The organism is Streptomyces sp. NPDC044719 (assembly GCF_056433405.1).
Genome location: NZ_JBWKHE010000001.1, coordinates 347,063 through 360,611 on the forward strand (window position 1 = coordinate 347,063; position 13,549 = coordinate 360,611).

Sequence of the window (13,549 nt, forward strand, 5' to 3'; positions counted from 1 at the left end):
CGGGCTGAAAGGCGGGGGCTGGCGTCTCTGGTCCCTGCTTCGGCCTGGGGTGGCTTGTCGTCAAGCGTCGGACGGGCTGAAAGGCGGGGGCTGGCGTCTCTGGTCCCTGCTTCGGCCTGGGGTGGCTTGTCGTCAAGCGTCGGACGGGCTGAAAGGCGGGGGCTGGCGCCCACCGAGCCCCCGCTTCGGCCTGGACGGCCTCGTCCCCGCGCGCCGGACGGGCTGAAAAGCCGGTGCCGGCCTCGTCCCCGTGCGCCAATGCGGGCTGAAAGCCGGGGCTGGCCTCGTCCCCGCGCGACGGACGGGCTGGAATCGCAGGGCCGGTGCCCCGGCAGTGTCAGGCCGCTCTGAGACACTGTTCGCGATGAGCGAGAGAACAGCCCCGCGGACCGCGCCCTCGCGGGCCCGCGCCGAGATCGACCTGGCCGCCCTGCGGGCCAATGTGCGGGCCCTGCGTGCCCACGCGCCGGGCGCGGCCCTGATGGCCGTGGTGAAGTCCGAGGCGTACGGCCACGGGGCTGTGCCGTGCGCCCGGGCCGCCGTCGCGGCCGGGGCGGACTGGCTGGGCACCGCCACGCCCGAGGAGGCGCTGGCCCTGCGGGCCGCCGGGCTGCCGGGCCGCGTCATGTGCTGGCTGTGGACGCCCGGGGGGCCCTGGCGCGAGGCCATCGAGGCCGACCTCGACGTGTCCGTCAGCGCGATGTGGGCCCTGGACGAGGTCACCGCGGCGGCCCGGCTCGCCGGGCGGCCCGCGCGGGTGCAGCTCAAGGCCGACACCGGGCTCGGGCGCAACGGCTGCCAGCCCGGTGACGACTGGGCCGGACTCGTCCACGCGGCCCTGCGCGCCGAGGCCGAGGGGCTGCTGCGCGTCACAGGGCTGTGGTCGCACCTCGCCTGTGCCGACGAGCCCGGCCATCCCTCCATCGCCGCCCAGCTCGCCCTGTTCCGGGAGATGGTCGCCTACGCCGAGGAGCGGGGCGCCCGGCCCGAGGTCCGGCACATCGCCAACTCACCGGCCGCGCTCACCCTCCCCGAGAGCCACTTCGACCTGGTCCGCACCGGCATCGCCACCTACGGCATCTCGCCCAGCCCCGAGCTCGGCACCCCGGCCGACTTCGGGCTGCGCCCGGTGATGACGCTGTCCGCCTCGCTCGCCCTGGTCAAGCACGTACCGGGCGGGCACGGGGTCAGCTACGGCCACCGGTACGTCACCCCCGGCGAGACCACTCTCGGCCTCGTCCCCCTGGGCTACGCGGACGGCATCCCGCGGCACGCCTCCTCCGCCGGACCGGTCCTGGTCGAGGGCAAGTGGCGCACGATCGCGGGGCGGGTCGCCATGGACCAGTTCGTGGTGGACCTGGGCGGCGACACGCCCGCCGCGGGCGCCGAGGCGGTGCTCTTCGGGCCCGGGGACCGCGGCGAGCCCACCGCCGAGGACTGGGCCCAGGCGGCCGGAACCATCGCATACGAGATCGTGACCCGGATCGGAACGCGCGTTCCTCGCGTCTATGTGAATGAGGAACAGGACGGGTAACTCGCACAGGGTGCCATCACGCGAGAAACGACAGGCACCCTGGCAACACCAGCACCATCCGACCCAGTGAGTCACCCGATCAGAACCCCGGCGAAGAGGAGCGGTACGTGAGCGAGAGCAGTGCGGAGGCAGTCGCGAACGCAGCCTCCGCGGCCGTCGCGGCCTCCGCCGCGGGGGCGGCGGGAGGCTGGCGCCGGGCGACCGGCGTCGCGGGCGTGGCGATAGGTGTGGTGGCCGCGGGCGCGGCCGCCGGTGTCGCCCTGGAGCGGATGACGGTGGGCCGGGGCATGCGCCAGAAGGCCCGGCTCGCCCTGGACTCGGCCGGACCCTACGGCTCGCTGCGCGGAACCCCCGGCAAGGCGTTCGCCGACGACGGAACCGAGCTGTACTACGAGGTCGACGACATCGACTCCGAGGCGGCCCCTGCCGCCATCGGCCCCCGCCGCCGGCGGCTCTTCGGCCGCAAGGCCCCAGCCCCCGTGACGATCGTCTTCAGCCACGGCTACTGCCTCAACCAGGACTCCTGGCACTTCCAGCGGGCCGCACTGCGCGGCGTCGTCCGGACCGTGCACTGGGACCAGCGCAGCCACGGCCGGTCCGCGCGGGGCGTGGCCCAGACGCGGGACGACGAGCCGGTCACCATCGAGCAGCTGGGCCGCGACCTCAAGGCGGTCATCGACGCGGCCGCCCCCGAGGGGCCGATCGTGCTGGTCGGCCACTCGATGGGCGGCATGACGGTGATGGCGCTGGCCGACCAGTACCCCGAGCTGATCAGCGAGCGGGTCGTCGGGGTCGCCTTCGTGGGGACGTCGTCGGGGCGGCTGGGCGAGGTCAACTACGGGCTTCCGGTCGCCGGCGTCAACGCGGTGCGCAGGGTGCTGCCCGGCGTGCTGAAGGTGCTGGGGCAGCGGGCCGACCTGGTGGAGAAGGGGCGCCGGGCCACCGCGGACCTGTTCGCCGGGATCATCAAGCGGTACTCCTTCGCGTCCCGGGACGTCGATCCGGCCGTCGCCCGGTTCGCCGAGCGGATGATCGAGGGCACGCCGATCGACGTGGTCGCCGAGTACTATCCGGCGTTCAACGACCACGACAAGACCGAGGCGCTCGGGTGCTTCGCCGGCATGCCGGTTCTCGTCCTGGCCGGGGTGCAGGACCTGGTCACGCCCAGTGAGCACAGCGAGGCCATCGCCGATCTGCTGCCGGACGCCGAGCTGGTCCTGGTGCCCGACGCCGGGCATCTGGTGATGCTGGAGCACCCGGAAGTGGTCACCGACCGCCTCGCCGACCTGCTCACCCGCACGGGTGCCGTGCCCGCAGGGGCTACCGTGAAGGGCTATGGAAGCACCAGCACCGCACAGCCCGGCTGAGCCCGGATCCGTCCAGATCACCGTCACGTCCCCCGAGCAGATGCGGGAGCTGGGCCGCCGGCTCGCGAAACTGCTGCGCGCCGGTGACCTGGTGATGCTCAGCGGAGAGCTCGGGGCGGGCAAGACGACTCTGACCCGTGGGCTGGGGGAGGGGCTCGGCGTGCGCGGGGCCGTCACCTCGCCGACCTTCGTGATCGCCCGGGTGCATCCCTCGCTGGGCGACGGGCCGCCACTGGTCCATGTCGACGCCTACCGGCTCTCCGGTGGTCTCGACGAGATGGAGGACCTCGACCTCGATGTCTCGCTGCCCGAGTCCGTGATGGTCGTGGAGTGGGGCGAGGGCAAGGTCGAGGAGCTGACCGAGGACCGGCTCCAGGTCGTCATCCACCGCGCGGTGGGCGACACGACCGACGAGGTCCGGCAGATGACGATCACCGGAGTGGGCGAACGCTGGGCGTCGGCGGACCTGAGCGTGCTCGCCGCGTGAGTTCGTGAGCCGCGTACGTCGCGGTGTGCGGTCTTTTGATGAACGTTCCGACAAGACGTCGGCAAGATGTTGCGTTCGGCGTCTTGTGCGTGGTCACATGGTATCCAGTCCGTGGTTAGGTGAACCTAACTTCGTTGCCCCGGCCTTCGGGAGGCGTCCATGTCGGCTACAGAGAGCAAGGGGCAGCCGCAGCCGTTCGCGGTCGCCGGGGTGTCCATGCGTGATCTGCTGGCGGCCGGCGAGGCGGCGGCCCTGGTCTCCACGCCCCCGCGAGCTCCGGACCCGGATTTCTCGGAGCGGACCCCGGAACACCGCGAAGCGGCTTAGGAGCCAGCCCCTGGGGGTGTGTGACCGGGCGCGAACTTCCCTGTCACCGCGACGTCCTGGCGCCCCGGAATGACGCGTCACCGGCAGCTGTGTTCGCCGGCGCGCGCTGACCTGATGGTCTGCAAGGGAGTGGTCGTTCTGGCGGGCGCGGCCCGCGCGGTGTGCGTGGAGGGCGCAGATGTCGCCAGGGGCTCGCGGGATGCCGACACGCGGCCGCACGACCTGCTGTCCCGGGCGAACGCTCAGCTGGAATCGGAAGCGGAATCGTTGGGCACTTCGTGCCCGGCGCGGCGGCGGTACTCGGCGTTGATGCGCTGAGCTTCCTCGAGCTGGTCCTCGAGGATGACGATGCGGCACGCGGCGTCGATCGGGGTGCCCCGGTCGACGAGCTCGCGGGCGCGCGCCGCGATCCGCAACTGGTAGCGGGAGTACCGGCGGTGTCCGCCCTCCGAGCGCAGCGGAGTGATCAGCCGGGCCTCACCGATGGCTCGCAGGAAAGCCGGGGTGGTACCGAGCATCTCGGCGGCCCGCCCCATCGTGTACGCGGGGTAGTCGTCGTCGTCCAGACGATCACTGAGAGGGATATCAGCTGTCATTTCACCTCGATGTGCAACGCGTCGAGGGGCCCTGGTGCCGTACGGCACCAGGGCCCCGAAGGAAATTCAACACCATCTGTCGGCCCTCATGCTGTGCCGACCTTCTGTTTTCCGCTACCGGCCCTGCAGAAGGGGGGTGCGGGGATCGCGGTGCGTGACCGAGGACCACCTTCCAATCCGGGGTCTTGCGGTACCCGGGCCGAGTGCTTCTCGGGCCGGGCGATCCTGATGGCGTCTGCTCCTCCGTCCTTCCTCTGAACCAATCACTGGGCGAACTGGTACTGCGGAACTACTCAGGTACTGCACCCGCCAGTTCGTGTCTGCCGGGTTTCGCTTGACCTTGTCTACGAGAAGAATGCTAACCGTGCCAGAGCTCAATGTCTACTCTGACAAGAGTAGATTTCAGTCCTCTGGGGGCACAGATAGCCTGTGATCGGCCTTGATGGGTGGCAGCCTCGGGCTCTGCGACGGGCGGAACGGACGGCGGAACGGCGATGAGGGCCCTGCCGACGCGCGTCGGCAGGGCCCTCATCGGGACCTTGATGGCGGTCTTCCGCCCTTCCTCATACGTCCAGGGACGGGGCGCCGAGCAGTGCCGACGCCGTCTGGAGCGGAGGGGGGACCTGCGCGGCCGCGGCCTTGACGTGGTCCGGGCAGGTGAAGCCGAGACGGGTCATGGCCCGGATGACCTCGCCGCTGGTGAAGTCGCGGCGGTCCTGCCGGGTGATGACCTCGCTGAACTGCTTGACGGCCTGATCGGGCCGAGGCTGATCAGTGGGAGAGGGTGAGGACGCCCGGGGCCCGGCCGTGCGCCCCGACGGCGTGGGGCCGAGGGACGGGCGAGGTGAAGGAGCCGTCGAGGACGTCCCGTAGACGGATCCGGTCCGTGTACGTGGCGCTGCCGCGGTGCACGGCGAGTTCGGCCCGGGTGACCGAGCCCGTGCACTGGTCGTCCGCGTCGCACAGAAGGAGGTACTCGACCCGGGCACTGGCCATGACGGACAGCGCGACCTCTACGGTCATGTCGTCGGCCAGGGCCATGGGGGAGTGATCCGCCTGGTGTCGCGGTGCCTGAATCGGTGCCAAAGCGGCCTCCTCGGAGATGGGTGAGCTCTTGATCGACGCGCTCTAGGCCGTCGGGTCGAAGGAGGACCGCTGTGGCCTGCGCCGCCCCGCTGGCCCGGTGGCGCGTCCCTGGGTGGGACGGTCGTGGCGGCCCCGGGAGGAGGGAGCCGCGGAAGACGCGGCGCGGCGGGGGCGGGGCGCGGCCGGCGGGGTGATGACGACAGGGACACCGGAGGGGGCCTGGGCACCTGTGATGCGGCTCAGTTCCGCTTCACCCGAACGTACCGCGGTGATCCGGGGGGTGATGGCGGCCGAAGCCATCAGCCGGCTCATGCCGCGGCGCTGGCCGGGCGTCACGAGGGTGACGACGCTGCCGGACTCGCCGGCGCGGGCGGTACGGCCACCGCGGTGCAGGTAGTCCTTGTGATCACCCGGCGGATCCACGTTGACGACCAGATCGAGGTGGTCGACGTGGATACCGCGGGCCGCGACGTTGGTCGCCACCAGCACGGTCACATGTCCGGTCTTGAACTGGGCGAGGGTCCGGGTGCGCTGGGGCTGGGACTTGCCACCGTGCAGCGCGGCGGCGCGGACGCCGCTGTTCAGCAGATGCCCGGTCAGCCGGTCCACGGCGTGCTTGGTGTCCAGGAACATGATCACCCGGCCTTCTCGTGCCGCGATCTCGGTGGTCGTCCGGAACTTGTCCGCTTCGTGCACGTGGAGCACGTGGTGCTCCATCGTGGTGACAGCGCCCGCGGACGGGTCGACGGAGTGGACCACCGGGTCCGTCAGGTAGCGGCGGACCAGCAGGTCGACGTTGCGGTCCAGGGTGGCCGAGAAGAGCATCCGCTGCCCTTCGGGACGCACCTGGTCGAGCAGGGCGGTGACCTGGGGCATGAAGCCCATGTCGGCCATCTGGTCGGCCTCGTCGAGGACGGTGACGCCGATGTCGTCCAGTCGGCAGTCGCCACGATCGATGAGGTCCTTGAGCCGCCCCGGCGTCGCGATGACGATCTCCGCCCCGGCACGCAGCGCACCGGCCTGCCGGCCGACGGACATCCCGCCGACCACCGTCGCCAGCCGCAGCCGCACGGAACGGGCGTACGGGGTGAGCGCGTCGGTCACCTGCTGGGCCAGCTCGCGGGTGGGGACGAGGACCAGGGCGAGCGGCTGCCGTGACGCCGCGCGCCGGCCCGCTGTGCGGGCCAGCACCGCGAGGCCGAAGGCGAGGGTCTTGCCCGACCCGGTACGGCCGCGGCCGAGCACGTCACGTCCGGCGAGGGAGTTCGGCAGGGTCGCCCCCTGGATGGGGAACGGCACGGTCACGCCCTCGTGGCCGAGCGCGGCCAGCAACGGCGCCGGCAGGGCGAGGTCGGCGAACGACTCGACGGCGGGCAGCGCGGGCGTGATCGTCTTCGGCAGTGCGAACTCGCCCTGGCGTGCGGCCGGCCGGCGCTCGTAGCCGTTGGAACGCCGCGATGCTCCCGAGCGCTGGGCGGCAGCACTCCGGGAGCGGTCGTAGGTGCAGGTCGTGGGGGTCGTGCGGGTCGTGCGGTCAGTGCGTGCGCGGTTCAAGCGGAACCTTCCTCGATGTGGGCACGTAGGCACGTAGCAAGGAATTTTCCGCAGCAAAATGAAAGACGCAGAGAATCGCGAGAACGAGCCGGAGATGACGGGCGGCGCGTGGGCGCCCTGAAATGCGGCGAGCTGGGGCCCGCACCCCATGGTGCGGGCCCCAGCTGCGAAGTATGCGTTGCCGCCGGTGTCAGGCGGGAACGATGTTCTCGGCCGTCGGGCCCTTCTGGCCCTGCGCGATGTCGAACGACACCTTCTGGCCTTCCAGGAGCTCGCGGAAGCCCTGGGTGGCGATGTTCGAGTAGTGGGCGAAGACGTCGGCGCCGCCGCCGTCCTGCTCGATGAAGCCGAAGCCCTTTTCCGCGTTGAACCACTTCACGGTGCCGGTAGCCATGTTATTTCTCCTTCGGACACGATGTTCGGAATTCGCCCTGTGCGGATTCCGCGTCGCCGTGCTGATTTACCGTCGGAAAATGAACCTTCTGGCAACCACACCTGCAACTGAGATCGACATTAGCACGGTGTGATGGGCCGTGTGCGGTCGGAAATTCCGATCCGGTCTGCGGTCGAGAAATACTCGCAGCGGACCGCAGCTATTTCTCACGTCACGGATACAGATATTGGTTCCGTGCGGGTGAAGTGTTCCTGCCGGTCACTTCCGGCCACAGCGCTTTGACCTCCGTCGATGAGCCATGCGCCGCTCCCGTCGTGATGAATGGACGGGGTGACGGCGAGGGCGCTGAGCCCCCGCTGTCGCGATGAAGGTCACATCGGCGGGCAGGAGCACGACGCCGGTGCGGAACGAGTCAGCGCGGCCGGCGAGTTCCCGGTCCGCTTCTCCCCATATGACTAGCGGACCACAACGACCTTGCGGCCGATCGTCGCGAACGTCCACATCGCGTCGCCGTTCACGCGTGACTCGCGGATGCCGCCCGTGCGGACCTTCGGGTCGGGGGTGGCGGTCGAGCCGGGCACGGCCGCGCTGAAGCCGATGACCACGCCATCGACGCTGGTGAAGCGCACGACGTGCTCGACGGGGACGCCGTCGGAGCCGGTGATCGCGTTCGAGCGGGAGGTCACCGAGTAGCTGCCCGGCGCCGGGTCCACCGCGCTCGGGTCGACCTCGAACGTGCGCGTGACCACCTCGTCCGTGCCGACCAGCCACACGCGGTCGCCGCTCAGGGAGTACACGACCCGGGCGCCCTGGCCGGAGCCGCCGGGCAGCGCGGAGGGGTCCTTCTTGGTCCGGGGCGCCTTCGAGGCGCCGGCCTTCGGTGAGGCGCCCGCCTGGGGCTTGCCGAGGCCGGCCGGGGCGGTCGCCGACGCCTGGTAGGCCAGGTAGCCGACCGTCGTGAGGGCCGCGGCGGTGAGCCCGGCCACGATTCCCGAGCTGCTGACTGCCACCGGCGGCCACCTCCGCGTCGTACGTCCCTGCCGTGACGGTAGGTGACGGTAGCAGCAGGTGACGGCCCGGCAGGTGCGGCTCCGCCGGGCCCGGGGCCCGTGTCGAACGTCCTGCCCGCCGCGCGATGCCGGGCACGCGCGCCCGGCGCGCCGCGGGGTCGTCCCCGAACGGCCGGAACCGGTCCGGCCCCGGGGCTTTGCGACCGACGGGCGGACGGCGGTACGTCCGACTCGGGCCCCGCGGAGCCGTAGGCTGTTTGCGTGCTCTTGCTCGCTCTGGATACCGCCACACCCGCCGTCACCGTCGCGCTGCACGACGGCCGCGACGTCATCGCCTCGTCGAGTCAGGTGGACGCGCGGCGGCACGGGGAACTGTTGCTGCCGGCGATCGACCGGGTGCTCGCCGAGGCCGGTCTGAAGCTGGACGCCGTCACCGGGATCGTCGCCGGCATCGGTCCGGGCCCGTACACCGGCCTGCGGGTCGGGCTGATGACCGCCGAGACCTTCGGGCTGGCGCTCGGCGTCCCCGTGCACGGCCTGTGCACGCTGGACGGCCTCGCCTTCGCCGCCGACCTCGAGGGCCCGTTCGTCGTGGCCACCGACGCCCGCCGCAAAGAGGTGTACTGGGCGCGCTACGCCGACTCCCGCACCCGCCTCACCGACCCGGCCGTCGACCGGCCCGCCGACATCGCCGAGCAGGTCAAGGGCCTGCCCGCGGTCGGCGCAGGCGCGCTGCTCTATCCGGACACCTTCCCCAAGGCGCACGAGCCGGAGCACGTGTCCGCCGCCGCCCTCGCCCGGCTGGCCGCCGGGAAGCTGGCGGCGGGCGAGGAGTTCCCGGCGCCCCGGCCGCTGTATCTGCGCCGCCCGGACGCCCAGGTCCCCAAGAACTACAAGGTGGTCACCCCCAAGTGACCGAACCCGTGATGTGTGCGCTGCGCGAGATGCGCTGGTGGGACATCGACCCCGTGCTGGAGCTGGAGCGGGACCTGTTCCCCGAGGATGCCTGGTCGCGTGGCATGTTCTGGTCCGAACTGGCCCACGCGCGCGGGCCGGAGGCGACCCGGCGGTACGTGGTCGCCGAGGCCGGCGGGCGGATCACCGGGTACGCCGGACTGGTCGCCACCGGTGAGCAGGCCGACGTCCAGACCATCGCCGTCGCCCGGGACCGGTGGGGCACCGGACTCGGCGGGCTGCTGCTGGCGGAGCTGCTGCGCGCGGCGACCGCCTTCGAGTGCGCCGAGGTGATGCTGGAGTGCCGCGTCGACAACGTCCGCGCGCAGAAGCTCTACGAGCGCTTCGGCTTCGAGCCCATCGGCTTCCGGCGCGGCTACTACCAGCCCGGGAACGTGGACGCCCTGGTCATGCGACTCACCGACCCTTCAACTTCCGTACGAGGAACCGAGATCAATGGCTGACGAACCGCTCGTCCTGGGCATCGAGACCTCCTGCGACGAGACCGGCGTCGGCATCGTCCGCGGCACCACCCTGCTGGCCGACGCCGTCGCCTCCAGCGTCGACGAGCACGCCCGCTTCGGCGGAGTGGTCCCGGAGGTAGCGAGCCGCGCCCACCTGGAGGCGATGGTCCCCACCATCGACCGCGCGCTGAAGGAGGCGGGGGTCACCGCCCGTGACCTCGACGGCATCGCCGTCACGGCCGGTCCCGGCCTCGCCGGAGCCCTGCTGGTCGGCGTCTCGGCGGCGAAGGCGTACGCGTACGCGCTCGGCAAGCCCCTGTACGGCGTCAACCACCTCGCCTCGCACATCTGCGTGGACCAGCTGGAGCACGGCCCGCTGCCCGAGCCGACCATGGCGCTGCTGGTATCCGGCGGGCACTCCTCGCTGCTGCTGTCCTCGGACATCACCTCCGACGTCCGCCCGATGGGCGCGACCATCGACGACGCGGCCGGCGAGGCCTTCGACAAGATCGCGCGCGTGCTGAACCTGGGCTTCCCGGGCGGCCCCGTCATCGACCGGTACGCGCGGGAGGGCGACCCGAACGCGATCGCGTTCCCGCGCGGCCTGAGCGGCCCGCGCGATCCGGCCTACGACTTCTCCTTCTCGGGGCTGAAGACGGCCGTGGCCCGCTGGATCGAGGCCAAGCGGGCGGTGGGGGAGGAGGTCCCGGTCCGGGACGTGTCGGCCTCCTTCCAGGAGGCGGTCGTGGACGTGCTGACCCGCAAGGCCGTCCGGGCCTGCAAGGACGAGGGCGTCGACCACCTGATGATCGGTGGCGGTGTGGCCGCCAACTCCCGGCTGCGCGCCCTGGCCCAGGAGCGCTGCGAGGCGGCCGGGATCCGGCTGCGGGTGCCGCGGCCCAAGCTGTGCACGGACAACGGGGCGATGGTCGCCGCGCTCGGCGCCGAGATGGTCGCCCGGAACCGGGCCGCGTCGAGCTGGGACCTGCCGGCCGACTCCTCGCTGCCGGTGACGGAGCCTCATGTGCCGGGCAGCCATCAGGGACACCACCATGGTCACGACCACGTGCACGAGGTCAGCAAGGAGAACCTCTACCCGTGACGGTCGCCCTGATGTGGGAGGCGCGGGCCGTGCCCGGGCGCGGCGAGGACCTGCTGGCCTGGGCCCGCGCCCAGGAGCTGCCCCGCGAGCCGCTGCGCCGGGAGACCCTGCGCGCTCCCCAGGACCGGGTCCTCGTCCTCACCTGGTGGGACGCTCCGTACGACGCCGAGCTGCCGGAACTGCCGGAGCCGGACGCGGAGTTGGTGACCCGGGCGGTGCACCGGTGGCGGTTCGAGTCACTGGGCACGGGCTGAGCGGCCCGGTCACTCCACGCCGCTGACCTCCGTGTCGCAGCGCAGCCGCCGGTCGGTGCCGAGCACCCGGACCGGGCCCGTCAGGGTGAGGCGCGCGGTGTGCCGTACGTCCGCGCTCGATGCCGCCAGCCGCAGCTCCAGGGCGCCCGGCTCGACCACCCGGCGGCCCGCGCGGTCGGTGAAGGACGACAGGTCCGCGTGGAAGCGGAACGTCACCCGGACCGCCTCGGCCGGTGCTGCCGTCACCCGCTGATAGCCGATCAGCCGCATGTCGGGACGGGTCACGGACGCCACCGGGTCGTGCAGATACAGCTGCACCACCTCCGCGCCCTCGCGCCCGCCCGTGTTGCGGACGGTCACCGACACCTCGTACGAGCCGTCCGTGCCGATCTCGGCCGGTTCCGCGCCGCCCGTGCCGTCCTCCCAGGCGAACGTCGTGTACGAGCGGCCGTGGCCGAAGGCGTACAGCGGGGTCGGGTCGAGGTTGCTGACCTCTCCCGCCAGGCCCAGGGGCGGCTGGAGATACGTCCAGGGCTGGCCGCCGGGGACCCGCGGGACGCTCACGGGGAGACGGCCCGACGGGTTCACGCGGCCCGACAGCACGCCCGCGACCGCCGGGCCGCCCTCCTCCCCCGGGAAGAAGGCCTGGACGACGGCTCCCAGGCGTCCGTGCCAGCGGCCGAGGGCGTACGGCCGGCCGGTCAGCAGGACCAGCACCACGGGCACCCCGGTGGCGATCAGCGCGTCCAGCAACTCGCCCTGGGCGCCCGGCAGGCCGAGGTCCGCCGCGTCGCAGCCCTCGCCCGAGGTGCCCCGGCCGAACAGGCCCGCCCGGTCGCCGAGGACCGCCACGCACACGTCCGCCTCGGCGGTGCGGGCGACGGCCTCCTCGAAGCCCGAGGTGTCCGGGCCGGTCACCTCGCACCCCCCCGCGAACGTCACCTTGGCGTCGGGGAGTTCGGTGCGCAGGGCGTCGAGGACGGTCGGGATCTCGATGCCCGTCGGTACGTCGGGGTGGTGGGTGAGGACGTGGGACGGGAAGGAGTAGCAGCCCAGCATGGCCAGGGCGTCGGCGGCCCGGGGGCCGACCACCGCGACCCGGGTGTCGGGGGCCAGCGGGAGCAGGCCGTCGGGGTTGTCGAGCAGGACCACCGACTCCTCGGCCAGGCGGCGGGCCAGGATCCGGTTGCCCGTGGAGTCCAGGTTCACCGCGGCGGCCGGCTCGGGGGTCCAGTCCTCGTCCAGCAGGCCCAGTTCGCACTTCTGGAGCAGGACACGGCGGGCCGCGCGGTCCACGAGTTCCTCGGGCACCTGGCCCGCCCGGACGGCGGCCGGCAGCGGGTCGCCGTAGCACTTGAGGGTGGGCAGTTCGACGTCGATGCCGGCCTCGAGGGCCGCGTGGGCCGCCTCGGCCGGGGTGCCGGCGACCCGGTGCAGGGTCTGCAGGAATCCGATGCCGAAGTAGTCGGCGACGACCGTGCCGGTGAAGCCCCACTCCTCGCGCAGGAGCCCCGTCAGCAGGTCGGGGTCCGCCGAGGCCGGGACGCCGTCCCGCTCGGTGTACGCGGCCATCACCGAGCGCGCCCCGCCCTCGCGCAGCGCCATCTCGAAGGGCGGGAGCGTGACGTCCGCGAACTCGCGGACACCGGCCCGTACCGGTGCCAGATTGCGGGCGCCCGCCGAGGAGGCGTACCCGGCGAAGTGCTTGAGCGTGGCGACGACCCCGGCCGACTCCAGGCCCCTCACATAGGCCGAGCCGACCGTGCCGACCAGATACGGGTCCTCGCCGATGGTCTCCTCCACCCGGCCCCAGCGCGGATCGCGTACGACGTCCAGAACGGGCGCGAGGCCCTGGTGGACGCCGGCCGAGCGCAGGTCGTCGCCGATCCGGCGGGCCATCTCCTCGACCACCGGGGGATCCCAGGTCGCGCCCCAGGCCAGCGGGACCGGATAGGCCGTGGCCTGCCAGGCGGTGAAGCCGGCCAGACACTCCTCGTGCGCGATCGCCGGGATGCCGAAGCGGCCGGCCTCGGTGATACGCCGCTGGGCGCGGGCCAGGGCGCGCACGCCGAGCGCCGGGTCCACGGGCGCGGTGCCGAAGGAGCGCGTGAGCTGGCCCAGGCCGCGCGTGATCAGCTCGTCCCATGCCTCGTCGGAGTAGTCGACGGCCATGTCGTGCTGATGCGGAGCGACTCCGTCGCCGTCCGTCGAGGCGCCCACCCAGACGCCGTACAGCTGGGCGGTCTTCTCCTCCAGGGTCATCCGGGAGAGCAGGTCGTCGACGCGGGCGGCGGCGGGCAGCGCGGGGTCACGCCAGGGCACGGTGGTCATGAAGCTCCTGTCGGGTGGACGGACGGCCCTCTCACGAACGGTGCTGACGAGCGTTTCTCACGAACGTGTCTACGAATGTTTCGATATTC

General features: G+C 72.2%; 14 protein-coding genes and 1 pseudogene. 8 read left to right on the forward strand and 7 right to left on the reverse strand.

Going from position 1 to position 13,549, the window contains the following annotated elements:
• Positions 1-364 precede the first annotated feature (364 nt).
• The 4 genes from alr (at position 365) to AC07DF_RS01735 (ending at position 3,715) form a co-directional block, all read left to right on the forward strand.
• Complete coding sequence (alr, locus tag AC07DF_RS01720; RefSeq protein WP_478965941.1) at positions 365-1,534, forward strand: alanine racemase; 1,170 nt, start codon at positions 365-367, stop codon at positions 1,532-1,534.
• Between the two features lie 107 nt (positions 1,535-1,641).
• Complete coding sequence (locus AC07DF_RS01725) at positions 1,642-2,901, forward strand: alpha/beta fold hydrolase (protein ID WP_478965943.1); 1,260 nt, start codon at positions 1,642-1,644, stop codon at positions 2,899-2,901.
• The gene (tsaE, locus tag AC07DF_RS01730) at positions 2,870-3,388 is read left to right on the forward strand and encodes a tRNA (adenosine(37)-N6)-threonylcarbamoyltransferase complex ATPase subunit type 1 TsaE (RefSeq protein ID WP_391098934.1); all 519 of its coding nucleotides are present in this window, start codon (positions 2,870-2,872) and stop codon (positions 3,386-3,388) included. The genes AC07DF_RS01725 and tsaE overlap by 32 nt, the downstream gene beginning before the upstream one ends.
• Before the next feature lie 159 nt (positions 3,389-3,547).
• The gene (locus tag AC07DF_RS01735; protein WP_478965945.1) at positions 3,548-3,715 is read left to right on the forward strand and encodes a hypothetical protein; all 168 of its coding nucleotides are present in this window, start codon (positions 3,548-3,550) and stop codon (positions 3,713-3,715) included.
• Between the two features lie 242 nt (positions 3,716-3,957).
• On the opposite strand, the gene AC07DF_RS01740 is transcribed toward AC07DF_RS01735, so the two are convergent.
• The 6 genes and pseudogenes from AC07DF_RS01740 to AC07DF_RS01765 form a co-directional block, all read right to left on the reverse strand.
• On the reverse strand, positions 3,958-4,311 hold the full coding sequence (locus AC07DF_RS01740) for a MerR family transcriptional regulator (RefSeq protein ID WP_478965947.1): 354 nt from the start codon (positions 4,309-4,311) through the stop codon (positions 3,958-3,960).
• Between the two features lie 563 nt (positions 4,312-4,874).
• Positions 4,875-5,060 (reverse strand): annotated as a pseudogene (locus tag AC07DF_RS01745) (SCO5918 family protein); the annotation flags it as partial.
• A 22-nt stretch (positions 5,061-5,082) separates the two neighbouring features.
• On the reverse strand, positions 5,083-5,352 hold the full coding sequence (locus AC07DF_RS01750) for a CBS domain-containing protein (protein ID WP_478967543.1): 270 nt from the start codon (positions 5,350-5,352) through the stop codon (positions 5,083-5,085).
• 87 nt (positions 5,353-5,439) lie between these two features.
• Entirely contained in the window at positions 5,440-6,951 is a 1,512-nt protein-coding gene (locus tag AC07DF_RS01755; RefSeq protein ID WP_478965949.1) for a DEAD/DEAH box helicase, read from the reverse strand.
• A 190-nt stretch (positions 6,952-7,141) separates the two neighbouring features.
• Complete coding sequence (locus AC07DF_RS01760) at positions 7,142-7,345, reverse strand: cold-shock protein (protein ID WP_028799214.1); 204 nt, start codon at positions 7,343-7,345, stop codon at positions 7,142-7,144.
• Between the two features lie 455 nt (positions 7,346-7,800).
• Complete coding sequence (locus AC07DF_RS01765; protein WP_478965951.1) at positions 7,801-8,355, reverse strand: hypothetical protein; 555 nt, start codon at positions 8,353-8,355, stop codon at positions 7,801-7,803.
• Positions 8,356-8,616: 261 nt separating this feature from the next.
• Between AC07DF_RS01765 and tsaB the strand changes: the two genes are divergently transcribed.
• The 4 genes from tsaB to AC07DF_RS01785 are packed head-to-tail and all read left to right on the forward strand — an operon-like array spanning position 8,617 to position 11,129.
• Entirely contained in the window at positions 8,617-9,270 is a 654-nt protein-coding gene (tsaB, locus tag AC07DF_RS01770; RefSeq protein WP_478965953.1) for a tRNA (adenosine(37)-N6)-threonylcarbamoyltransferase complex dimerization subunit type 1 TsaB, read from the forward strand.
• The gene (rimI, locus tag AC07DF_RS01775; RefSeq protein ID WP_478965955.1) at positions 9,267-9,773 is read left to right on the forward strand and encodes a ribosomal protein S18-alanine N-acetyltransferase; all 507 of its coding nucleotides are present in this window, start codon (positions 9,267-9,269) and stop codon (positions 9,771-9,773) included. Before tsaB ends, rimI begins: the two co-directional genes overlap by 4 nt.
• On the forward strand, positions 9,766-10,875 hold the full coding sequence (tsaD, locus tag AC07DF_RS01780) for a tRNA (adenosine(37)-N6)-threonylcarbamoyltransferase complex transferase subunit TsaD (RefSeq protein ID WP_478965957.1): 1,110 nt from the start codon (positions 9,766-9,768) through the stop codon (positions 10,873-10,875). The genes rimI and tsaD overlap by 8 nt, the downstream gene beginning before the upstream one ends.
• Positions 10,872-11,129, forward strand: coding sequence for a hypothetical protein (locus AC07DF_RS01785; RefSeq protein WP_478965959.1), 258 nt, complete (start codon positions 10,872-10,874; stop codon positions 11,127-11,129). Before tsaD ends, AC07DF_RS01785 begins: the two co-directional genes overlap by 4 nt.
• Positions 11,130-11,138: 9 nt before the next feature.
• On the opposite strand, the gene AC07DF_RS01790 is transcribed toward AC07DF_RS01785, so the two are convergent.
• Complete coding sequence (locus AC07DF_RS01790) at positions 11,139-13,460, reverse strand: beta-xylosidase/alpha-l-arabinosidase (protein WP_478965961.1); 2,322 nt, start codon at positions 13,458-13,460, stop codon at positions 11,139-11,141.
• Between the last annotated feature and the right edge of the window lie 89 nt (positions 13,461-13,549).